This is a genomic window from Candidatus Melainabacteria bacterium, assembly GCA_003963305.1.
Classification (GTDB): Bacteria; Cyanobacteriota; Vampirovibrionia; order Obscuribacterales; family Obscuribacteraceae; genus PALSA-1081.
On record RXJR01000028.1, the window covers coordinates 144,154 to 166,743 of the forward strand.

The 22,590-nt window shown below is 49.5% G+C and carries 20 protein-coding genes; 13 read left to right on the top strand and 7 right to left on the bottom strand.

From position 1 onward, the window contains the following. Positions 1-264 precede the first annotated feature (264 nt). Both EKK48_25675 and EKK48_25680 read left to right on the top strand, forming a co-directional pair. Complete coding sequence (locus EKK48_25675) at positions 265-813, top strand: GNAT family N-acetyltransferase (GenBank protein ID RTL36630.1); 549 nt, start codon at positions 265-267, stop codon at positions 811-813. Positions 814-852: 39 nt separating this feature from the next. Then, the gene (locus EKK48_25680; GenBank protein ID RTL36631.1) at positions 853-1,458 is read left to right on the top strand and encodes a hypothetical protein; all 606 of its coding nucleotides are present in this window, start codon (positions 853-855) and stop codon (positions 1,456-1,458) included. A 63-nt stretch (positions 1,459-1,521) separates the two neighbouring features. On the opposite strand, the gene EKK48_25685 is transcribed toward EKK48_25680, so the two are convergent. Then, complete coding sequence (locus EKK48_25685) at positions 1,522-2,652, bottom strand: hypothetical protein (protein RTL36632.1); 1,131 nt, start codon at positions 2,650-2,652, stop codon at positions 1,522-1,524. Between the two features lie 583 nt (positions 2,653-3,235). Between EKK48_25685 and EKK48_25690 the strand changes: the two genes are divergently transcribed. Next, positions 3,236-4,057, top strand: coding sequence for a hypothetical protein (locus EKK48_25690; protein ID RTL36633.1), 822 nt, complete (start codon positions 3,236-3,238; stop codon positions 4,055-4,057). 352 nt (positions 4,058-4,409) lie between these two features. Continuing rightward, complete coding sequence (locus EKK48_25695) at positions 4,410-5,807, top strand: efflux RND transporter periplasmic adaptor subunit (protein ID RTL36634.1); 1,398 nt, start codon at positions 4,410-4,412, stop codon at positions 5,805-5,807. A 232-nt stretch (positions 5,808-6,039) separates the two neighbouring features. Here the strand turns inward: EKK48_25695 and EKK48_25700 are convergent, their stop codons facing one another. Then, positions 6,040-6,405 carry a hypothetical protein gene (locus EKK48_25700; protein RTL36635.1) on the bottom strand — a complete coding sequence of 122 codons (366 nt, stop codon included), beginning with the start codon at positions 6,403-6,405 and terminating at the stop codon, positions 6,040-6,042. Between the two features lie 259 nt (positions 6,406-6,664). On the opposite strand from EKK48_25700, the gene EKK48_25705 reads away from it, so the two are divergent. Next, positions 6,665-8,074 (top strand): DUF87 domain-containing protein, encoded by a 1,410-nt coding sequence (locus tag EKK48_25705; GenBank protein RTL36636.1) that lies wholly within the window; start codon positions 6,665-6,667, stop codon positions 8,072-8,074. Here the strand turns inward: EKK48_25705 and EKK48_25710 are convergent. After that, positions 8,040-9,182 carry a hypothetical protein gene (locus EKK48_25710; protein RTL36637.1) on the bottom strand — a complete coding sequence of 381 codons (1,143 nt, stop codon included), beginning with the start codon at positions 9,180-9,182 and terminating at the stop codon, positions 8,040-8,042. The genes EKK48_25705 and EKK48_25710 overlap by 35 nt on opposite strands. Positions 9,183-9,341: 159 nt before the next feature. Here EKK48_25710 and EKK48_25715 point away from each other — a divergent pair, with 159 nt between their 5' ends. After that, complete coding sequence (locus EKK48_25715) at positions 9,342-10,589, top strand: aspartate aminotransferase family protein (protein RTL36638.1); 1,248 nt, start codon at positions 9,342-9,344, stop codon at positions 10,587-10,589. Between the two features lie 12 nt (positions 10,590-10,601). On the opposite strand, the gene EKK48_25720 is transcribed toward EKK48_25715, so the two are convergent. Then, a complete protein-coding gene (locus tag EKK48_25720; GenBank protein ID RTL36639.1) occupies positions 10,602-10,889 on the bottom strand; it encodes a hypothetical protein in 288 nt (95 codons plus the stop codon). A gap of 291 nt (positions 10,890-11,180) precedes the next feature. On the opposite strand from EKK48_25720, the gene EKK48_25725 reads away from it, so the two are divergent. After that, positions 11,181-13,097, top strand: a complete 1,917-nt coding sequence (locus EKK48_25725; protein ID RTL36640.1) for a hypothetical protein — start codon at positions 11,181-11,183, stop codon at positions 13,095-13,097. Positions 13,098-13,121: 24 nt separating this feature from the next. Here EKK48_25725 and EKK48_25730 read toward each other — a convergent pair whose 3' ends face one another. Together EKK48_25730 and EKK48_25735 are read right to left on the bottom strand one after the other, a co-directional pair. Then, the gene (locus tag EKK48_25730) at positions 13,122-13,478 is read right to left on the bottom strand and encodes a cytochrome c oxidase subunit II (protein ID RTL36641.1); all 357 of its coding nucleotides are present in this window, start codon (positions 13,476-13,478) and stop codon (positions 13,122-13,124) included. Then, entirely contained in the window at positions 13,475-14,389 is a 915-nt protein-coding gene (locus tag EKK48_25735) for a metallophosphoesterase (GenBank protein ID RTL36642.1), read from the bottom strand. Before EKK48_25735 ends, EKK48_25730 begins: the two co-directional genes overlap by 4 nt. A 379-nt stretch (positions 14,390-14,768) precedes the next feature. Between EKK48_25735 and EKK48_25740 the strand changes: the two genes are divergently transcribed. From EKK48_25740 to EKK48_25750, 3 genes are read left to right on the top strand one after another with little or no spacing between them, the layout of a single operon-like run. Then, complete coding sequence (locus tag EKK48_25740; GenBank protein RTL36643.1) at positions 14,769-15,062, top strand: hypothetical protein; 294 nt, start codon at positions 14,769-14,771, stop codon at positions 15,060-15,062. After that, positions 15,059-15,637 carry a sigma-70 family RNA polymerase sigma factor gene (locus EKK48_25745; GenBank protein ID RTL36644.1) on the top strand — a complete coding sequence of 193 codons (579 nt, stop codon included), beginning with the start codon at positions 15,059-15,061 and terminating at the stop codon, positions 15,635-15,637. The genes EKK48_25740 and EKK48_25745 overlap by 4 nt, the downstream gene beginning before the upstream one ends. Continuing rightward, a complete protein-coding gene (locus tag EKK48_25750; GenBank protein RTL36645.1) occupies positions 15,627-16,391 on the top strand; it encodes a hypothetical protein in 765 nt (254 codons plus the stop codon). The genes EKK48_25745 and EKK48_25750 overlap by 11 nt, the downstream gene beginning before the upstream one ends. 80 nt (positions 16,392-16,471) lie before the next feature. On the opposite strand, the gene EKK48_25755 is transcribed toward EKK48_25750, so the two are convergent. After that, positions 16,472-18,670 (bottom strand): hypothetical protein, encoded by a 2,199-nt coding sequence (locus tag EKK48_25755; GenBank protein RTL36646.1) that lies wholly within the window; start codon positions 18,668-18,670, stop codon positions 16,472-16,474. Between the two features lie 801 nt (positions 18,671-19,471). Here EKK48_25755 and EKK48_25760 point away from each other — a divergent pair. The 3 genes from EKK48_25760 (at position 19,472) to EKK48_25770 (ending at position 22,535) form a co-directional block, all read left to right on the top strand. Further along, positions 19,472-19,684 (top strand): hypothetical protein, encoded by a 213-nt coding sequence (locus tag EKK48_25760; GenBank protein ID RTL36647.1) that lies wholly within the window; start codon positions 19,472-19,474, stop codon positions 19,682-19,684. A 69-nt stretch (positions 19,685-19,753) separates the two neighbouring features. Beyond that, a complete protein-coding gene (locus EKK48_25765) occupies positions 19,754-21,319 on the top strand; it encodes a hypothetical protein (GenBank protein ID RTL36648.1) in 1,566 nt (521 codons plus the stop codon). Beyond that, positions 21,291-22,535 carry a hypothetical protein gene (locus EKK48_25770; protein RTL36649.1) on the top strand — a complete coding sequence of 415 codons (1,245 nt, stop codon included), beginning with the start codon at positions 21,291-21,293 and terminating at the stop codon, positions 22,533-22,535. The genes EKK48_25765 and EKK48_25770 overlap by 29 nt, the downstream gene beginning before the upstream one ends. The last annotated feature ends 55 nt before the right edge of the window (positions 22,536-22,590 follow it).

Here is a 22,590-nt window from a genome sequence, read left to right on the forward strand (position 1 = left end):
GTGTGCCTATAACTTATCTGTGCCCGGGCCCGTCCACAATGGGGGAAGCACCATGCCCAGGTTAAGCCTGCTGGATTCAGCCTGGCGAGCTTTTGACAGTCAAATTTCTTCCGATATCGGAAAAAACTCTTGAACACAACTGCTCCGAGCGCAAAGATCGGACGCCCAGCGACCTTTCGGCTCCCGGTGAACCGATCAAGCCGCAGCAATCGGGCTGCCCCGGGCGTCCAAAGCTGAGATCCCGCTGTCGGCTACAATCGAAACATGGTCGAAAACAAGGTGCACAGAGTAAAAACAACGCCGCTCCGCCGACTGAAGATGAGTCGACAGACCGAGCTTCTGGCGTCCCCGCATGATTTTGGACGATATCTTCTGCGACCATTAAACGAGGAAGACAGCATAATGGTCGGCGATCTCTTGTTTAAGAGCTTCAGGGGAAGCATTGACGATGAGGGACAGACACGCAATCAATGGCGACAGCTTGCTTTGAGTACCTTCAATCGGGGTATTTGCCGGACATCATCGCTTGTTTTACTTGATGGAAAGGTGCCAATCTGCGCAATGGTCGTAGTTAAGCGCGGTCTTCACAGAGAGCGTCGCTCCCTCGACCTCGCTATGACTCATCCGGACTATCGCGGTCAGGGACTTGCCGAGCGATTAATCAGACAGTGCCTGCACAATCTTCGAGAAACGGGCATTGGCGCTGTCAGTTTGTGGGTAACCGAGCAAAACACCCCGGCTTTAGGACTCTACCGCCGTTTGGGTTTTGAAGTGCAGGAAGACTTTTACTACCTCAAAGTAGTCATTACGTGAGTGCATTGTGTATTCTGTTTTAGTAACCAGGCGTGACTCATGACTTCAGGCCCGAATAGCGAACCATTGAAATTCGACGTCACGCAAATCGGTGACGATTCTCTGCGCTCCCATTTGATGACGGCGCAAGAACTTCATTTGACCGGGCGAACCAGACAGGCTGAAGAACGTTACAGACAGGCTTTGCAGCTCGCTGAAACACACTACGGTCCGCAGCACTTTTACTACATGCAAGTTCTTATTGCGGTGACTGAATTTTACGAAGCAGTCGGCGCCATGGAAGAGATTCGTAAGCTTGGCAATAAGCGCAACGAAACACAGTCAGGGCTCGAAAAGAAACTCCTGAAGACCAAGGACGATACCGATGAACCTGTCAAAACAGTAAAGGCTCCTCTGCCCACTGAAATTCGCAAAGCAGCGCAAATCCTCGGGGTGCCGTTCGACGACCTGACACCAGCTACGGTGCACAAGGCGTGGCGTTCACAGATGGCACTTCAAACGGTACACCCGGACCTTGGCGGAGAAGCAGAGGCAGCCGTTCTGGTGAATAAGGCTAAAGCTCAGCTGGATGCCTGGTTTGAAGAGCGCTCACCCAAGTTGGGCAAGAAACTCAAGCCTGGCGATAAGCCAGGCGACAAAAAGTAAGTCGGCAGTTAGCGCCGCGCCATAGACTGGACCGGACGTAGATAGCACCATATATGGTACTACCTAGGCGTACCGAACGTCGTCGCCCTGATCGTTCATACGCGCCCATTTATTCATGTTGTTGGTCACATATGCCATATAGCCACGAGGATTATTGCGGTCAGAACCCGGCGCGTACTTGTGAATAACCCCAGCCAGCGACTTTCCGTGATATGCATCGGAGCCCATTAAGCGCATCCAGTCATCAATGCCCTCTTTGACGTCGCCATAGTGTTTGAACCCATGCCTCCCGGCGCGAATATTGCCGAAACTGTTATTTCGTGCAGCCGCACCTTTGGTGCCGAAAGTCGACTCCTGCCCGTACATTGCCAGCGCGAAAGCAGGATTGATACCCCTTGCCACAGACTGATCGTAGATATAAGCACCCATGCCTGCCGCGGGAGAATGATTGTCGCGCAAGACTTTGTCGATTCCAGCGGCGCTGATCGTCGGTGGTCCCCAGATATTTGGTTCGCCGCCTCTTGCAGAACGGTCTCGAGAAGGGTCCGCATTGAACGGAGACTGAGATCGGTCGCCGACTCTGTCCCCTGAGCGGTCTCCCAAACGGTCAGCTGAACGATTGGCGCGAAAATCTTGCTGCCCACGATCGCTCAGGCCTGACCCTGGAGCCATCTCCTGGTCGGTCAAAGTATCGCTACTTGCCACCTGCTCTTCACCTTGCCCGTCACCGGCCCCGGCGCTTCGACTATCGCCGCCACGGTGTCCGCGTCGGTGTCCGCCGCCACCTCCGTGACCTCGTCCGTGCCGCCGACCGTGAGACCGGCCGCGTCCATGTCTGCCGCCCTGCGACTCTGGAGCTGACTCGCCCGAGATGTCGGCTCCTCCACGTTTGACGATGTCATGCCCCTGCCCATCAACATCGAGATGGAGTCGCGGTAAGTAACCATCTTTATGAAGCTGCGCATCGATTGCTTTTACGTCTGCCCTGTACTGCGCAAGGTTAAAAGAACCGTTCTGCATAGCCGCCTGCCGCATCAAATTCAGCTCTTCATGCAGAGCCTCGGCACCGTGACCCGAGGCGATGCCCTGTTCGATTCGGCGAGCGCCGTTTTCGAACTGATGCGGACCGAAATCTGTTTGACGACCACGACCAGGCTCTTGGGGAGGGATTGCGTCTGTGTGACCACGACTCATTGGGGAAAGCCCTTTGTTTGGTTAGTAATTCCGACTCAAACAGTCTATTCTTCGAAGGTTTCCGAGTTGTTACCAGATATTACAAACCGTCAGAGTCGAACTGGAGAGCGTTTTACTGTTCAGCTACAACTTGACCATGAAGCAATCACGTCTGGTTATCCACCATAGATAAATTGGTCACGGAAACGCCGATCAGCGCTTTCAAAATGCCACCAAATTTGACACCAAAAAGACTTTTGACCCTGCCATCAAATGGAAGTGAGATGTCGTCAAAAGCAAATCAGTGGAAATGGCTGTATTTTTCACTGCTGACAACCAGCAGGCAGATGAAAATTGAACTTCACTGGTCGGCGTTCACGTTTATTTCTTAATTCAGCCGGCAAGCTAATTTTGCAGACTCACATACTGCCGAGACTGTCGACTATCAGCAACAGAATCTAGCCGCACCGGTCGTCAACGGGTTGCAACTGCGGCATATATAGGGTAAAAATCACCTGCTGAGGATCAGACGCTTAGTGATCTAAGAGTTTGACACTTTACAACGACACACGAGCCGCAATTTGTGTGGAAAATCGGAGGGTTTATGCGTAGTTTCAAATTGCTACTTTGCACAGCTATGGCTTATGTGGCGTCCACCGTCGGCGCAAACGCACAAAACGCGAACGGGCTCATCGTAGCTCCATTTGCAGTAGGTAACCCAGCTCTGTTTGCATCTGCAATCTTAAATGTTAACCTTCCAAGCTTCTTCAACGGCTCCAATGTCTATGCCGGTGGCATCAACCTGGGTTCGGGCACAGCTCCTACGGCTGACACTGCAGGTGAGCGCCCCAGTGTTTTCAGCCGAGCCAGAAATCTTGCGTACCAATACTCTTCGAACACAGTAAACTACACAACGACTGAGCCTGTGCTGGTTTTCACAGATCTGGCTGCATCGTCTGACCCACGTACCGGCAGCTGCGGTGTCAGTATCAGCAATCTGGCCTCACCTTCCAACGTATCAAGCGTTACGTTCCAGTATTCACCTATGTCACTGCAAACTGGTCTCGTCACCAGCAACTTCGCCAGTGCTCCTTATCTGGTCATCGTCGACGGCGTCAACGGAAATCGTGTCAGATATCTGCCCATCACAGCGGGCTCGGTTGTTTCAAACTATGCTCTTAATAGATTCAACGGTTTGAACCAACCAGGCGCAACGGCAGCTCAACCTACCGATAACACTCCTGTTTTGAGCAACGCTTTCATTAGCGTCAGCTTCAATGCGGCTCAGTTAGGCATACAAGGAACTGTACAAAAGATTGGGTTGGTAGTATTCAACCCAAGTTTGACTCTGGTAAAGAACATCGGAGTCAACAATCAGCCAACAACCGGGGTCATCGCCGGTAGCTCTAACGTCTACCCATTCTAACCACCCGGTCCTGGTTAAAACATAGCTAAAAGCCTGCTCTCAAAAGCAGGCTTTTTACTTTTCGAATGACCCATCAATCAACGAACAACAACGACAACAACAACATAAATGATAAGTGACCCTGTATGTAGTGTCACGGGGTGTTCATTTTCAGCGCAAGAAGAATTGTGTAGCCCAGCAGCCTGGAAAGCCCGGTGAAAGATTGGAACCCTACCCTTGACTTTCTAAGAAACGGTCAAATCGTTGAATAGACCTTCGAATTTGAATCTTCCCAGCATCGAAAATGTTATTCGGTGTATGCTTTTTATAGGCTAGCAGTCTTTGCAGCCAGGTCGAGGAATCATTCACCACTTTGGTCAAGAAAAACCACCAAAATTTGCTTCTTGCTGCAGCCCTTATAAGCACAGCTGTTGCCTCTTCATCTTGTGGAAGCGGGACAAAGAGTGAAACCCATCCTGCCGCTGCCCACCCCGACCCCAACGCACCACACGTTATCAAGCTCACACCTGAAGCAGCACAACAAGCTGATGTACAGACTGACATTGTCGAGACCCGCCCCATTTCCGTGCCACTGCACCTGACCGGACGCATCGAACCCGATTTCGGCAAGGAAGTCGACGTTAGCAGCCGCATTTCAGGCAAAGTTACAGATCTGCTCGTCAAGCCAGGGCAATTTGTCAACAACGGTCAGGTTATGGCGATCATAGACAGCCGAGAAATCAGCGAACTAGAAGCAGAAGTCATCGAAGCAAAATCAAAATACGACATCGCCCGGGCCCATGAGGAACGAGAGCGGCAGATCTATGAAGAGCTGATTGCCAGACCTAAGTCACTAATCGAAGCCAAAAGCACATTCCGTCGAGCCAAGGTGCAAAAAGAGCTGTCGGAATCAGAATTCAGGCGTGTCGAAGGACTGTACAAAGAAAAAATTTCCTCTCAAAAAGATTACGTGGCAGCACAAGCCAAAGTTGCAGAAGACACAGCTGATTACGATCAAGCACTGCTAGACTTGCAGCGCGAAACAGAGTTATACAAGAACAGATCTCTTTTAAAACGGGACTATCAGCTGGCCGTAGCCGAAACGCAGCGCGACAAGCAACATTTGAACACCCTCAGACAAAGACTGGAATTTCTCGGCGCAGACAAGCAACAAATCAACGATTTGATCAAAGAAGGAAAAATCGTCGGCACCACCCGAGTACTTGCGCCGGAAACGGGTGTGGTCAGTCACTTTGAAGTTGCCGTGGGCGAATCAATTCATCCGGACAAATCACTCTTCAAGATAACGGATTTGAGCACCGTAATTGTCAGCGCGGATTTACCTGAAGCCGATCTGCAGCGGGTGAAACTGGGCAACACAGTAAAAGTAAAGGTGTCCAGTTATCCAGATAAGATATTCACAGGCGTGATCAGTTTTATCAGCGAGCATGTTCATCCCGATTCGAGAACAGTTTCCATTCGAGCTCGACTGGACAACAGAGACAAGAAATTCCGAACTAATATGTTCGCTGAAATTGACCTGGAAGGTCAGAAGCAAAACCTGCTGGCGTTGCCCAAACAAGCGTTGCAGGAACATGCGGGTCAGAAGATCGTATTTGTGCTGACTAAGGATGGATTCGAGGAACGGAAAGTCAAAGTCGGCAGAGAATCAGAGGATTTCGTGGAGATTCTTTCTGGTGTTGAGCAAGGTGAGAAAGTTGCCACGCAGGGCAGCTTGATGCTCAAAACCGAATTGACTTACCAGCATTGAAGCTCATAGAATTGGCTCTCAAACAAACAATCCTGACCTATGTCATTAGTACTGCCCGCGGTGTATGCGCTGGTTGACAAGCTGCATGCCAACTCAGCTATGGAACGCACCCGTTCCGGGTGCAAGTGAAGGGTGTACTCTACGGAATGCTGGCGCCGCTTTTCTCGATAGAACAGAAGCGCCCCGACTCAATCACCGTCAAAACAGAATCAAATCGGGGCGTTCGCATAGCTTAGTGGTGCCAGTAATCACCACGACGGAAACCGCCGAAGTTTCTCTCAAAATCACTCATCTGGCGATTAATGTCATTGGAAAGATTGTTCAACTTCTCTTGCAACCTTGAGCGCTCCCGCCACGATAAGCCATTACCCGACATGCGTAGCCTCATTTCCAATCGATTTATCTGTTGCAGCTTACTCTGCAATCGTGATGCTTCGCCTCTTGTAAGAGCTCCAGATCTGATACCGGCGTTTATACGCGCCTGCAATCTTGCTTGTGTGCCATCAACACCACCACCATATGCAAACTGAGCGTTAGCAGGAACTACAGAGGCGGCTAAACTGGCCACCGCAAATGCCGTCATAAATAATCGTTTCATATCGCACCTCAACATAATAATATTCATCTCGCCGATGCCAAGTTTTGTGGCGATGTTTTTTTAGACGTGAACGTCTCGAATTTGTTCTGCCGAAAACCAAATTTCATATTCATCCTTGTCCCCAGAGCCGGTGTTATACGACACTGGAGTCAGATAAGGATGTGGTTGCTATACATCCTTATGAGCGCCAGCAACGCGGTTTTCACTTGGATTGACAACACATTTCGTGCTAATTAAAAGGAACACCTGGAGAGGAAACATGCGGTTCATAGCGCTAGCCACAGATTATGACGGAACACTAGCAGCAGACGGCGTTGTTAACGAAGCAACCCTGGCCACATTGCACAGGTTCAGCAAAACAGGTCGCAAATTGATTCTAGTAACCGGGCGGCAGTTGAAAGACTTGCTTCTGGTCTTTCCGCAAATAGACATTTTCGATCTGGTCGTTACAGAAAACGGTGGCGTTCTCTATTTCCCTGCCACCAGGGAAGAACGATTGATAGCGAGCGAGGCCCCAGCAAATCTGGTGGCAGCACTGAGAGAAAAAAATATTCAACCACTAGAGGTCGGCAAGTGCGTTGTAGCTACCTGGCACCCACACGAGAATGTCGTTCTCGAAACGATTCGAAATCTGGGGCTGGAGCATCAGGTGATCTTCAACAAAGGCGCTGTGATGGTGTTACCACCGGGCGTAAATAAAGCCTCGGGTATGGAAGCAGCACTGAAAGAACTCGGACTCTCACGACATAACGTTGTTGGCACAGGAGACGCTGAAAACGATCTTGCCTTTCTCACTGCTTGTGAGTGCTCAGTCGCTGTCGCAAATGCATTGCCCTCTGTTAAAGAGGCAGCTGATATCACCACCAGCAACTCCCGCGGCGAAGGGGTGAGTGAAGTCTTGGAGATGGTAATAAACTCAGAACTGACGGACGTCAATCTCAGTCGCCATGACATTTTGATTGGAACAGACTGCCAAGGCAACGAAGTCATGCTTGATGTGCATGGCAAAGGAATGCTGATTGCCGGCACCTCGGGCAGTGGCAAATCCAAGACAGTAACTGGTATCATCGAACGTCTAGTCGAGAAAGAATATCAATTTTGCCTGATCGATCCGAAGGGAGACTTCGAGCTGTTCGAGCACGCTCTAACCACTGGAAACAGCCAACATGCGCCGACAGTAGCCGAGGCAGCTCAACATTTCAAATTGCCCGGTACCAATATCATCATCAACTTACTGGGTGTGCCGTCAGCGGAAAGACCAGAGTTTTTAAATGAACTGCTGCCTCACTTAAAAAGCATGCGTGCTACCCTGGGTCGCCCTCACTGGATAATAATCGATGAAGCTCATCAGATGATACCGAAACATGAAAATCATGTCGCACAAAGTTCGGCAAGCGACATGACAGGCACAATCTTCGTTACGGAACACCCGGATCATCTAGCACAGGAATCGCTGTCATCGCTAGACAAAGCATTGCTTCTGGGCAACCTAGCCAAAGAAATTCTGGAAAAATTTGCCACTGCATGCGGTATCGAAAAGCAGTTCGATATCGAAACTCCTCTTCAATCAGGCGAAGCACTTTTCTGGCAACGCGATAAAGAATTAAGACGTATAAAACTTGCGCCCCCGCATGCTATTTACACTTACGGGAGAAACGCTTCTCATTGACCCAGACGCCGATACTTCCACCCGCCGCTGCCAACTTGGTTGCAACCAAAGCACCGGCCAGAAAAAACGCAGCTCGTTCTAATCCCAGCGCTTTCCATGACTCAAGGTTCAAAGCCGCAGACACGCCTGGATCAACGTTCACCGATCCAAAAAGTACAGACAAACCAGCGACAACAGTGAAACTCAATAAAAGTGGCGCCTGCACCAGCACACTCAGAAAGGCGCCTGCAGCTCGTGACGTAGATTTTGACGACATTCCTATTGCAAGGCCGGGCGCAAAGAAGCAATAGACCACGATAGCTGCGAGGAAGAGAAATCCCCCGGAAGTTCCATTAGAGTAGGTGCTTGAATGAGTGGGAGTGGAGAAAGCCTCAAAGAGGATCCAGGCCGAAAGAACAGCAGGAAAGCACAGATAAGGCAGACCGCACTTTACCATCCTGAGGGCGTCAAAACTTTTTGGCAGCGTTTCCCGACACAAATACCCGGCGTAACACAAACAGCCCATTGCTAGAGCCGTAACCGTGGCGAATGCTATGGATAGACCATACCCCACAGTCCAGCCTGCGCCCAGGGTAATTCCAATCCAGACAGCGCCGATAGCAGGAACAGCAGCAAGCCAGCGCCACGATTTCAATTGAAATAGAAGCGATGTCCAGAAACATATCGCCGAACCGGCTGCCACAAGCAATCCCATACAATCAGGCGCAGAAAACGGCCTGATAAAACTGTCGACGCTGATCCCAAGCGAGAAAAAACTCAACTGCGCAAAAACAAAAAGACTGACGGGAAAAGCCAGAATCGCAGTCAGCAAGTAGCAGTTGAAAGCAATACCGGATATTGCGGTGTCCCACATCTTCGCCAGCAACCCGCGCTGCGGAGTTAGTGATCGAGTGCCTGCGCCTATACAGGCGTTCATCCAGATGTGCTCTTCAGTGCTCGGATTGGCGACAAGCTTGTGTAACTGCAACAGATCTTTAGGAACTGTTTTACCGTCGTGTCTCTCCGACAGGGCATCATCACAATTCAATCGAACTTTCGGAGCCGCCTCTTTAAACGGCGCACACCAGGAGCCAGCCAGGGATTCATCGTTATCAAATAACTTCATCACGACCAATATCATATGGAGCCTTATCGTTTATTCCCGCTGAAGCCCGCAAATAGTCAGCAATGAAAAAACTCTCATATGCCGCTGCGAACATTTTTCGTATAGTCAACTGCATAAGAACGCGGCACAGACCGGTTTATCGAAAGGACTCAGGCAAAATTTATGACATCCGACTTAGAGACGACGAACACGATTGCATCAGACAAGCAGCAAGAATGGCTCAACCGAGGCAAAAACGTGTTTATGAATACGTACGCTTCATATCCAGTCGTAATCAAAGAGGGCAAAGGCGCTCGGGTCGAAGATATTAATGGAAAAACCTACCTGGACTTCGTTTCAGGCATTGCCGTGAACTCGCTTGGCCATCGCGATGACGGCTACGTTGCAGCAATTACCACCCAGTTGAATCAATTCAGCCACTGTTCAAACCTGTATCTGCACGTGCCGGGAATTAAGCTTGCGGAAGAATTGATTCGCAACGGTAAATTCGACAGAGCCTTCTTTTGCAATAGCGGTACTGAAGCGATCGAGGCTGCTATCAAATTGAGCAGAAAATATGCGAAGAAACATAAGGGCGATCAGTGCACCACCATTTTAACGATGAGCAACTCGTTTCACGGACGCACCTATGGTGCACTGTCCGCGACGGCGCAGACAAAATATCATAAAGGCTATCACCCGCTCGTTCCAGACTTTGAGACAGTTACATTCAATGATATTGACTCAGTTAAGTCGGTAGACCCGAATAAAGTTGCTGCAATTATCCTCGAGCCAATTCAGGGCGAAGGTGGCATTCACGTTGTAGATGCCAGTTTTTTGCAAGCAGTTCGTGATTACTGCACGAAAGAAAACATAGTTCTGATTTTTGACGAAATTCAATGCGGGGTCGGACGCACAGGTCACTTCTTCGCTCACCAGCACTTCGGTACAGTTCCAGACTTGATTGCTCTGGCGAAAGGGCTTGGAGGTGGGTTTCCGATTGGGGCGTTACTGGCGGGAGAGTCCTTCGCGGCAGCCTTCGAACCCGGTGATCATGGCTCCACATTTGGTGGCAATGCCCTGGCTTGTGCGGCAGCTTTCGAATGTGTCAGCAGAATAGGACAACCAGAGTTCCTCGACTCTGTTCGCAAGCGCAGCGAACGCCTTCGTGAAGGTCTCAAGAAACTGCAAAAGGAAAAGAGCGGCATTGTTGCAATCCGCGGGCTCGGATTAATGGTAGGCGTCGAACTGGAGTTTCCTGGCAAGACCATTATCCAATCGTGCATGGACAACGGCCTGCTTATCGTAGGCGCCGGCGAGAAGGTGCTGCGACTGTTGCCACCACTGACAGTGACTGACGAAGAAGTCGACCAGGCTATCGAAATTCTGTCGAGGGTTCTTAAAAGTCACAAAGAAACGACTAAAGCCTAGGCTTCTGCTTCCTCAAGAACTCCAAACATTCTCAGTCAAAAATTCAATAAGTTCGTCGCGCTCATCCATAGCACGGCTGGCTGCTGCAAGTCCGGCTTGATATAGCCGTAATGCATCATTTTTATATCCCTTGCTGTAAGCGATCTTGGCGGCGAACAAGAGATTGGACCAATTTGCTTTACTGGCTGCCTGTCGAGCATTATCGGGCGACTCCACTTCCAGCCTTGTTCTCAAGTGCGCCGAACTCGTGGCTGCCACCATACCCTGCGTACCTGCGCTGGCGTTTTCAAAACTACTCATCACTACCTGTTAGAACCTGCCTGGGGACGGGATTCCACGCAGCATCGGTGGCAAGCCGACGAAGCGCTTTGCATCGAGTCGATAGAATAGCTAACTCGAAGGCAATTGTAATCCAGCGATGCAGTTACCGCTAATTTGAGGGATGCCGAAAAAGCGCATAAGTGCGTGCGCTCCTCCACAGTTAATATGAAATTCCAGAGGAACCGCTTGGAATGTCGTTTGGGCACACTTTGTCCACACTTCACCCGTACGATGCCTGTGCTTGGGTTGTAAGCATGGAGCACAGCTGAGATGGGAATTTTTTTTCACAGACGGTCAGAGAGAGCAAATTGCATTCCACAACAAACGGAGTGCGCGCCTGTTCAGCCAGAAACCTGCTTACCAGAAGATCCTCGCCAGCAATTTGTAGAAATCAGAACTCAAAAAATCGAAACAAATACAGGTAAGTCGAACTTGCCGGGTCAAACGGAGCTGCCGCCTCCAGCACCAGCTGTAGACTCACCCGACCCCAGACGCACTGATACACCGCCTGCAAGAGATGGAAGGAGAGCCGAGCAGACGCCAGCGCCCTCTCACGATGCGCATCCGCCCTTACCGGCTCTTGTCATAACAGACAGGACACAACCACAGACGCGCCGCACTCCCGGTGATGTGCCACCACCGCCATTACCTGACCCTGAGCTGGCGGGCACTACCAAACGCGACCTTTACCAGTACGCCGACGGCAAAACAAATCGCACTGTTCGAGATGTGCCGCCTCCGCCGTTGCCCAATCCGGAGCTGGCGGGCAACACAAAGCGCGACCTTTACCAGTACGCTGACGGCAAACCAAATCGCACTGTTCGAGAAGTGCCGCCTCCGCCATTGCCCGACCCGGAGCTCGCGGGCAACACAAAGCGCGACCTTTACCAGTACGGCGACGGCAAACCAAATCGCCCGGCGCCTGGTACAACAAAAGACCAGGACTTACCGCAGATGCCGTTAGATGTGCCTCAAACACCCGCACAAACACGTCGCGAAACCGATGCCAACCAACCTCCGAAGCCGGCAGAGATTTCTAACCGGGAAGCATTTGATGATCATCCCGGACCCGGCTCTCGAAAACGACGCTCACTCAGAGAGCAGCTGAACCTGCCTGAACGACACAGCCCAGATCCAGGTCGCCCGCCGATTAACAATACTCCCACACCAGATCGCACTCCGAATCAGCGAACGAACGACCAGAACTTTGCACCGGCTGACTACCGCCCGCCCACAGACTACCGTCAGCCGGCACCACGACCAGGCGATGGACGTGTTACAGATATTTCGGCAGCACAACTAAAAGAATTGATTGCCAGATCAGATCGACCCATCCTCGTTGATGTGTGGCGAGAACGATGCGACGGCTGCACCGCACTTGCACCAGTCATGGATAAAATTGCCGCTAAGTATCAGGGTCAGGCATCGGTATACAGAATACATTCGCGCGACTTTTTAAGCGACCCCCAACTGAGAAGCCAATTCAAATTCAACGCTGTGCCTACAACTCTCATGTTCGACGGCGGCCGACTGTTAGACCAGAATACAGGCGCCAGACCGTCCAACTATTTCGAAGAGAGATTGAATGGCGCTCTCAGTCGCCATCGACAAGCTTCACCTACAGACATCAACGCTCCCCTTGGTCCCGACCCGAGGCGCCCGCAAGACAGATTAACAAACGACTACGAAGACCCACAAAACAGAAAACACAATCGCCTTGAAGCTCGGCTGGAGCGAATCAAAGAAAAAATCGCCCGCTTGACGCATTTTTCTGCGCAAGAACGAGAGGTAGCATTCTCACCGAACACAGCCGAGCAACGCACGCTCGAGCTAATCAACAACGAACGTAGACGGCACAGATTGCCGGATCTGGTGCACGACCCACGCCTGCAAATGATTGCCAACCGGCACACCGATTACCAAGTGCGTCACGGAATGACACACAACGAAAACACGCCGGGATGGCAGAACGTTTCGCAGCGCATGAGCCAGGTCGGACTTGAAGGCTGGCGAGAAAACGCAGGCTCAGGAGCATTTACTCCAGAAAGTCTGGTACAGATGTGGATGAATTCACCGGGACACAGAGCCGCGATTCTTGGCACTGGCAACATCGGTGCGGTGTGCATTCGCAATGGCAAAGCAACCTTCAATCTGACAACCGACCCAGAACTTCAGCGTGGTGCCTGATCGTCTGGCAACTGCTGCCACAAGTTATTCAACGACAGTGATTTTGCCTTCCATCGTGTCATGACCGCTGCCGCAGAAAACATCGCAAAAGAAATTGAACTCACCGGTTTTTTCAGGTGTGAACCTGACCTCACTTGGCTTTCCAGGCGCAATGTCAGCTCGCAAGTTCAACCCTGGAGAACTGAATCCATGAGTCCGATCTTCAGAAGTCAACTCTAAAATAACCGGAACTCCTTTTTTCACAGTGATCGCACTTGGCGTAAACTCGAATTTCTTTGCAGTGATCTTGACCACAGTCGGCGCGCTCCCACTGGCACCGGACCACAACGAGAGCAGTGAAGTTAATGTCAAAAGAAAACCGACAACGACTTTTCTGTTCATACTTTAGCCTCTGCATTGATTCCATACTCAGTCAATTCAAATTGATCCTTTTTCGACCGGCTTAGCACACTGCGAAAACCAAGACCTTTATATGGTTGTTCGGTCGACCATAAAATCGGCTGACGCTTCGGAACAGAACCTGCAACAGGCAATGGCAGCATCAGAGATTTTGCGGAATGATGTGCAATGTGTCCGGTCATGTGGTGATTCTCCTGATGAACATGACCATAAAAAACAGTCACATGGTCATAAGACATGAGCAAATCAATCGCGGTAGCACCATCCCTGGTGGCCCAATCCCACTGGGGATACAAATCGAACAATGGTCGATGAGTGAACACCACAATGTTATCATGCCGCTTCAGCTTCGATAAGTCCTGCTTTAGCCACTCCAATTGTGCTTCTCCAATGCTGCCTGTTGGATCAGACACATTGTCCAGAACAATAAAGTGCACCCCTTTATGGTCAAACGTATAGTGCGTCTCGCCGAAAAACTCCTTATAGGTTTCACCTTTATCGAGCGATGCATCATGCTCCCCAGGCATAAAATGGATCACCTTTGTTTCCAGCTCACCCACTATGTCTCTAAACTCCTTCATCCTGGCTTTGCGGACGCTGACATCATCTGTTGTCTGCGTCAAATCTCCTGTAAAAACGATGAAGTCAGGTCTCTGTTTGAGGCTGTTCACTTCCTTTATCGCCTTAATCAACGTGCCCTTCGCGTCAGGGTTGACCTTAGCCCCCTCAAAACCCCAGTGGGTATCAGACATTTGCACAAAAAAGAAATCGCTGCCTGGTGTTGCCAGGCTCAACGCTGGGCTTCCTGCCAGGCTCGACAGAAAGACCACGCCACCAAGACCCATCAGTTTCAAGAATTCTCGTCGGTCCATATCTTCTTGCATGTTGCACACCTTATTGAATATCGCCTTCCAATAGGAACAACTGCGTGAGCAGCGATATTATTCAAAGCCTTTGAAAAAACAATTTTTCGGAAATTGAATAATTTCCAGGTGAAAACAGTTAACCCTATCGAAAGTCGCCAGGGAGCTTTTTTTGATGGCAATAATGATAAGCAAACAACTACGAAAAGCTCGGCAACACGAAAAATCTATTGTCATGCCAACGCTGTCAATATCAGGTGGATTCTTATTCCTTTTGTTTGAAACTAGATTTGAACACCGGGCTGTGCTCACTGGTGACTGGCAGCCGTGGATACCAATCATAATGTCTGGTGCGATGGTCTTATTACTACCCCTTGCAGGCGTCTTTTGCGCCGGAGGAGGGAAAAGAATGCTGACAATAGTCTACTCACTAACAGTAGCGCTCGGTGTGCTGGGGGTGTACTTTCATAGCGAAGGACATTTTTTCGAGAGGCTTGCTGAGCTAGTAAAGGTATGGTTGGTCAATGTTGAAGACGGCGCAAAAATTGCTTCGCCCCACCCACCACTCCTGGCACCGCTGGCATTTGTTGGGCTCGGACTACTGGGACTATTCTCAATCTTTGACACTTTCAAGTGCAATTGCCAACATGACCATGACTCGATTACCGCTCCTGCAAACGCACAGGTGATTGCGAAGCCATGAAGTTTTTCAGAAGCAAACGAAAACAGTTTGAAGAACTGACCGGGCAATTCAGTCAGGATATCTATCGACTGGCATTATGGCGGCTTGCCAATCGACAAGATGCGGAAGATGTCGTGCAGGACACTTACCTGCGTGCATTTCGTTCATTTCACACTTTTCAAACAGGTACTAATACAAAAGCTTGGCTGACAAGAATTTGTCTGAACGTTATCAACGATACTTTGAAGAAAAGGATTCGACAACCGGATACGGTGACACTCGAATCTGAAAACGACGAATTGGAATCTTTGCAAAGCCAATCGCAGTCGCTTCAAGATCCGGCAGTTCAGCTAGCCTCGAACGAATTCGATCCACATTTGTTGAGAGCATTGCAGAAACTGCCTGAGTCTCTGCTTTATCCACTATTGTTGCGCGAAATCGAAGAGTTAAGCTACGAAGAGATCGCTGCAGTACTTTCCATCCCCACTGGCACAGTCATGTCCAGATTGTTCAGGGCGCGAAGAATTGTCCGAGAAAGATTGACTGAACCCGCCCAATCGCTCACAAAACAGAGGTTCGCAGACGATGAAATGTAGTGAAGCACTGCCACTTTTAGATTTGTTGTACGACCAATTGCTGGAAACAAAAGACTCGGCACTTGTGATCGACCATCTTCAAAACTGCGTCAATTGTCAGGACGAATGGGAGAGTATGGAAGATCTGAAACGGCGATTCAAGGCGGCAAAAAAGAACACAACTATGCCGCCAGAGCTTGTGGAGAAGATTTCACTGACTCTCAGACGAGATGACATATCGACACTGCTACGCACTTCCTCTCGTCAATTCCCGTTAGTTGGAATAGCTGCATCGATTCTCATCCTGGGCTGGATAGTTGTACCGCAGCTAACAAGTCCAAACGGGGAACAACGAACGCAAATTACTGCGAGCCATTTATCAGCAACAAAACTGATAAATAGTCTCACCACTGATGGTGCTGTGCATCGTGAGCCGAATAAGCAATTGTTGAATGAAAAACTTGGTTATGAACCAAAGTACATTCCCCTTCCTGAATGGAAAATGGAATCTTCTGGAGTATACACTGACGCTGCCAATATCGCCCGTTTTGACTTCGTCAGAAACGATAATCCCAACCAGCACCTCAGCTGTTACCAGGCCATTGAAGGAACCATAATCGCCTCCGGATCTGTGCAAAACATAGGTGGTAAGCAAGTAGTCTTGGGCACAGAATCTGGATATCAGTTTGCCAAATTTACTCAGAATGGGCGTGATTATCTATTTGTCACAAAGTTGCCGACAACAACGCTAGAAGAGATTATCAGAGGTGCCTGAACGCCTGCGAATAGTCCGTACTCGAGTGGTAGAAGTAAGATTCCGAGCGAATAGTTATGATCGCCCTTGAAATACTCGATCTACTCACCGTGATCAATGGGGTCGTGAGGCATTTCATCATCCTGGTCCGTTACGTTACCGGAAGTAATACCGCCTACGCCACCATTTCCAGATGAACGCAATGTGATAGAGCGATTTGCTTTGACATTCCAACTTTGAACATCACATTTGACGCTAGAAAGCAGCGAGTCCACATCGGGCTTCGCCCACTGAGAGACATCCAGAGAAAGAGCTTCTTGAATATTCATGCGGCTCAATGTCTTAATGGAGCGAGGAGTAATTTTGCAACCATCTAATGAAAGTGCTTGCAAATTGGGCAATTCTGTCAGATGGGTCAAACCAGCATCAGTAATTTGGGGATTATTTCTCAGCGCCAGAACTTCAAGACTCTTTATGCCAGAAATATTCTTCAGGTCCGAATCGCGAAGGTCATCATCAGCCATTTTAAGTATCTTGAGTGATTTCGAGTGCCTGAGCGCAGGCAGCACAATATGGGCGTCTTTGATCATGCTCATTTTCAAGGCTTTCAAATGCAAAAGTTGAGGAAGTTTTCGCAACCCCTCGCCTGTGATTTGCGTGCGAGCTAATCCCAGAATTTTCAAATTCGAAAGTTTCGACAGGTGCTCAATACTTGCATCAGTGACTGGAGCGGGTAGTTCGATCTGGTAGATGCTTTTTAAATCATCAATGAATGAGAGCGTATTATCGTAAATATCGTCGGGAAGCATGTGCTTTCGATAGTCATTATCTTCAAAGTAAAGTTCACCGATCTCATCGGGTCGAAATTTTTTGAGAAAGTGCGGTTTTTCATTGCACATGTTGTATCCGAGTCGCATGACAATACACGGCTCACCGGGCTGACAGGCAATCGTAAGTTGTCCAATCGCTTTCCTGGTAAGCAGCTTGTTCGTAGCAATATCCCTGTACCTTACTTCCCCAATTGATTCAGACGACGGGAAATTGAAAACGCGATAAGAGATACCATTCTCAATTTTGGGAGTGGAGAAAAACTTAGCTGCCATAAATTTCTCGTCGAATTTTTTATCGAATGTTTCATCCACCATCGGCACAAGAGCGATGTGGGTAGGCGAGGTAGCAACGGAAGCAGACGGGCTGCCTTTCAAAGTACTGTTTCGCCACAACATAAAAATAGCCGTGCCAGCAATCAAAACCAGTGAACCAATCACAACCGAGACGAACAAGACCAGGCGAGGTTTGACCTTACGCGGTGTGACACTCACCGTTCCTTTTAACGCGCTAAGATGCCCCGGCACTTTGCCCTGCTGCAAATCTATTAAATCGTTTGCGGCGTCCAGTAGTCTCTGATAACGGTCCTGAGGATTCTTGGCGAGCATCTTTCCAACCAATGCTTCCAGATGTGGAGAGAACTGCCCGCCCATGGAGACTTCTTTTAAAGTGGGAGGCTTCTCCATCTGATGTTGCATCATAAGCGCGAGGGCATTTTCACTTGTAAATGGGGGCGCGCCGGCCAGCGCTTCAAAGAAGACACAGCCTAAAGAATAGATATCGGAACGCGAATCAACCGGCTGTCCCATACACTGCTCAGGGCTCATGTAAAAGGGAGTTCCGAAAACAGCACCCACCTTAGTCAAGCTCGTTGTATCAAGACCAACTAGCTTGGCTATGCCGAAATCCAGAATCTTGACCTGTACTCCTTCGGTCGTTTCAGCTTTAGCAATAGCGATATTACTCGGCTTGAGGTCGCGATGTATGACTCCTTTCGAGTGAGCATAGTCAAGGGCGAAACAAAGCTGAATAAAGAGCAGCAAAGCCTCATCTACCGGAATCGGACCCTCTCTGCGCAGCCGCGCCGCCAGCGTTTCGCCGGCCACGAGATCCATCGTGAAATAGGCAATTTGATTGTCAATCAGACCAAAATCGTGCACTTTGACAAAGCCGGGATGGTCCAGTCGACTCGCCGCCATGGCTTCTTTTTGAAATCTCGGCCAGGCTTCGTCGTTAACGTGAACAGGATCCAGAACCTTCATAGCGTAATCCTTCCTGAGAATTACATGTTCAACCTGATACACAGTGCCCGTGCCGCCACGCCCCAGCTCTCGGACCACGCGAAAGCGGATGTCGATAAATGCTCCCTGGGGATATGACGGGCGACGGTCGCCAGGGAAATTTAAATCAGCGCCGATTGGCAATGATTTTGACAGGAGATTTTCAGAATCTTGGTCGAGCTGCTCGTCCATCTTTGGTCATTCCGAGCTTCAGATTGATTTCTCAACCGACAAGGTCACAGATAAAGTGATTCGGCATCCAAAAGGTATCCATGAAGTTATAGGTCAGTCGCAAGCAAGGTCCGAATCCAGGTTCCATGGACAATCTATGCCTCCATGACAAGACTATACCCATCAATATGGGACTTTTGGTTCCTTGACATCGCGACAGGATGCCGATGTGCGGTAGGCCCTGAAACCAAAACGACCGGAAGTTATATCTTCTCTATATCGGCTACAGGAGTGTTTTATAGCGAAACAATATAGCTTTCCGGAACCTTTGAATCGATAACTTTCCCAAAAGCTTGGCATTCATTCCACCACTCGAAAAGCGCTTACCAAGCCAATCTTCAAGCGGAGAAAAAATTTCCTTAAATGAAAAATGGGGTACTAGCGCGTGGTGCCTGTCGGGCTATAATAAATACATCAACGGTGAGCACTCACTTAAATGTTGAGAGCTTTGAGCCGAGGGGCATTGCGGAAACGTCAGGTCGGCGCTGACCCGAAACCGTAGCAAGTAGCCCGATGCACATGACGGACTGACTGAAGTGTGCATAGATACTGAGTCCCGTCGAACGGACAGTCAGGCAGTAGCTTAAATACCACCGCGAAGCGATTCGGGTGGTATTTTTGTTTTGGTTCCAATTACTGCTTCTGCATGAGCAGTTGACATGCATTGGCAAGCAAATGGCGCCAGAGTGTGGCTTGCATAGTCTCGGCACAATCGCAATCACGCACCAAATATGGTGCTCACAGACAGAGGAATAGTCGATCATGTTCAAGAACAAAGAATCAGCCTATGAGCTTCACGAATTGTTGAAAGAAATTTGCCAGATCATCGATGAGGGTCACGAGCTAGTCAACGAAGGCAAATTCACGAAGAAAGAACGTGAGTTGTACAACAAAAATATGGGCGAGATTCTCGGCAATCAACTGGGCGAACTTCTCACAGAAATATGGGCGTCTCATCCTGAACTGCAACCCTGATCTTTTCAATTAACCGCGCCTGCGTGTTTTTACGATTGTCAAGCTGTGCAATTCGTCTAGCATGGTAGTTTGACAATCGCATTTTTGTGCGCACGCCTGTCTTCAGCAATGGGTGTGAATCAACAATATAAAAACATCCCTTCAACTGGAGGTCTGATGCTTCTCGCAAAGCATTCTCCCGACGATGAAGCTGCGCCGCAGCATGATGACCATTCACATGAGGTAGTGCCCCTGCATGAACGGCGCGGTGCAGGCACTATGGGTCTGCTGTGGGTAACGATGGTGACGGCGTTTCCATCTGTTCTAATTGGCTTTCAATGGTTCAAGGAAGGTCTCACACTTTCGCAAGTTCTTATTTGTACTGCCCTGAGCTGCGCAATTTTGCTGGCATACTCCATTCCTGCAGCATATCTTGGTGCTGTAAGCGGACAAACCTACGGGCTTTTGAGCAGGCAGGTCTTCGGGCGGTGGGGCTCAAGACTTGTCTCCTGCAACTTATTGTGGATATTCATTGCCTGGTACGGTCTTACAGCGTTACTGTTAGCCGATGGACTGACCGGATTGTTCCACCTCAACGTTCCTGTCATGTTCCTGGCAGCCGCACTGGCAGTAGCAATGGCATTCAACAACTTCTTTGGATTCAGCGGTGTGGCCAACTTTGCCCGTTATCTGGCTGCACCACTATTGTTATGCATGGTCGGTTACACCTTCTTGAAAGTGGCGCCGACGTGTCCAACTACTGCACTGAATGCGGTATCGCAGGTGCCGATTATGACTGCACTGACATCAGTGTCAGGTTATGTCGTAGGATTTGCAGTATGGGGAAATGAGCCTGATTACTGGCGATATGGCAAACCAAACAAATGGCTGGCGGCGCTGCCTTTGACTATTGCACTAGCGATCGGTCAGATCGTCTTTCCAGTTACGGGCTGGATGATATCCCGTCTCTCCGGAATCACTGAATACGGTGCCGCGACAAGTTACATGAATAGCTACGCATTTGGCGGCATCGCCGCAGTTGCAGCCATCGTTCTGTCAGTTGCTTATTGCGCATCAAATGATTCAAACTTGTATGGAATGATTAACGCTATAGAGAATCTGAAAAAACTCTCCCACCACAAAGTCTGTGCCGCACTGGCGCTTATCTGTGCGTCGTTTGCCGCCTGGCTATCAACTGCTGGAATAGCCAAGTCACTCGAATCTATTGCATCGCTGAATTGTGTATTTTTACCGACCGTGACGGTAATCATGATAGCGGAGTTTTTCGTCGTCAAAAAATTGCTCGGGCAGGAAAATGATTTTTCTGCCGTTCCTGAATTATCATCTCTGCCTTCGATAAAGATTCCAGCCTTCGCGGCTCTCGTCATCGGTTGTACTGTAGGAGTTCTAACCTCTGGCGTTATTCCAGGTCTCGACTCTCTCCACGTTGGCGTCTGCTCCATTCAAGCGTGGCTTGCAGCAGCATTTTCATACATTCCGTTGAGATTAATCGAACACAGACGATCAATCAGTCAGGCAAAAGTCTACTTCGAAGAACTGTTGTCTGAACAGATTAATCCGGAACCGGCCAGGGAACTTTTGACGGATAGCATCCGCCGAAACCCTCATGGACGAATTCATACAGCCGATCGATGACCAGTTTGCCGTCTCCGTAGCGAAGATGCTCCTCCCGCTGGCGAAGTGGCAAAACGGACTCGACATTCAGATTTCAGACGAGTGCAAAGAGAGAATCCGTTCTCTGAGACAATCTCACGCAGTCCTCATGATCAATCATTCGGACCGTTTTGATCCGCTGTGTGCCTGCGCTCTTTCAAACGAGTGCAACGAAAGCTTCAATTTCATTGCCTCAAGAGAACAGTTCGACCGCATGCATGGCATCGCAGGTTGGGTCTTACAGCATCTTGGCGCATACTCTGTGATTCGGGGCAGCAGAGTTGAGCGTGCATCTGCCGAGGAAACGGTCAAAATACTTGTCCAGGGCAAGCACAAACTCGCCCAGTTTCCTGAGGGAGATGTCACAGGTCGCGACGATGCGATTCTGCCGCTGAAAGAAGATGGTTTGCACAATCTGTTTGAAGCTCAGCGACAGCTTCTTGAACTGACAGGCGAGTCGCTTTTCGTCTTACCAGTTGCGTTCTATTACAAAGTGCGTCATGACTCGATAAAACCGATGACTGACAGTATAAACAGATTGGAAAGAGCTCTCGCACTCTCGTCACTCAATACACTAAACCTGACATTCGAGCAAAGAATAAAGCGACTGGTTTCCGAATATATCAGGCACATCGCTAGAACCTACAATTTAGCGCTCTGCCAGAAGCATTCGCTGTCGGCTGAGTTGCGGGAACTGAGCCGGAAGATCGCGCTAGCGACAGCACGATCGTGCGGTCTGACACACCCCTCTGACTCAGAGGACGATGCAGTTTTGCTTTACGACGTGCGAGCCGCACTGCGCAAGGCGGCGGTGTCTGAATTACTATCTGCGAGTGACTATGAAATCAAACTGCATAACTCAGTGACCTCTAAATGCGCAGTGTTGACGAAGGATCTCGATCTCGCAGAACAGCTTTTGATACTTGCCAGCACAATGCAGAGTGGCACGTTCTCCCCGCAAACTGCCTGGCGAGTGTTGGACAGGCTCGAACTGCAAGTAATTGGAAAAACCACAGCTAAAGGGCACCGGACGGCGTTAATCCAAGCTGCAAACGCAATTGATCTGGTTCCGTTTTTCCACCAATATAAAATTGCAGAGGACGTTGGACTGAAATCCATTGATCGCCAGGTGCGACAGTCATTACTCGACCTGATGGACGGAATGCAGGCGGATGAGAAATTAGCTCTTTACGCTTGAGGTGCTATTAAATACGTTTGTTCAAGCCGCTAATGGTCTGACCGATGTTGCTAAA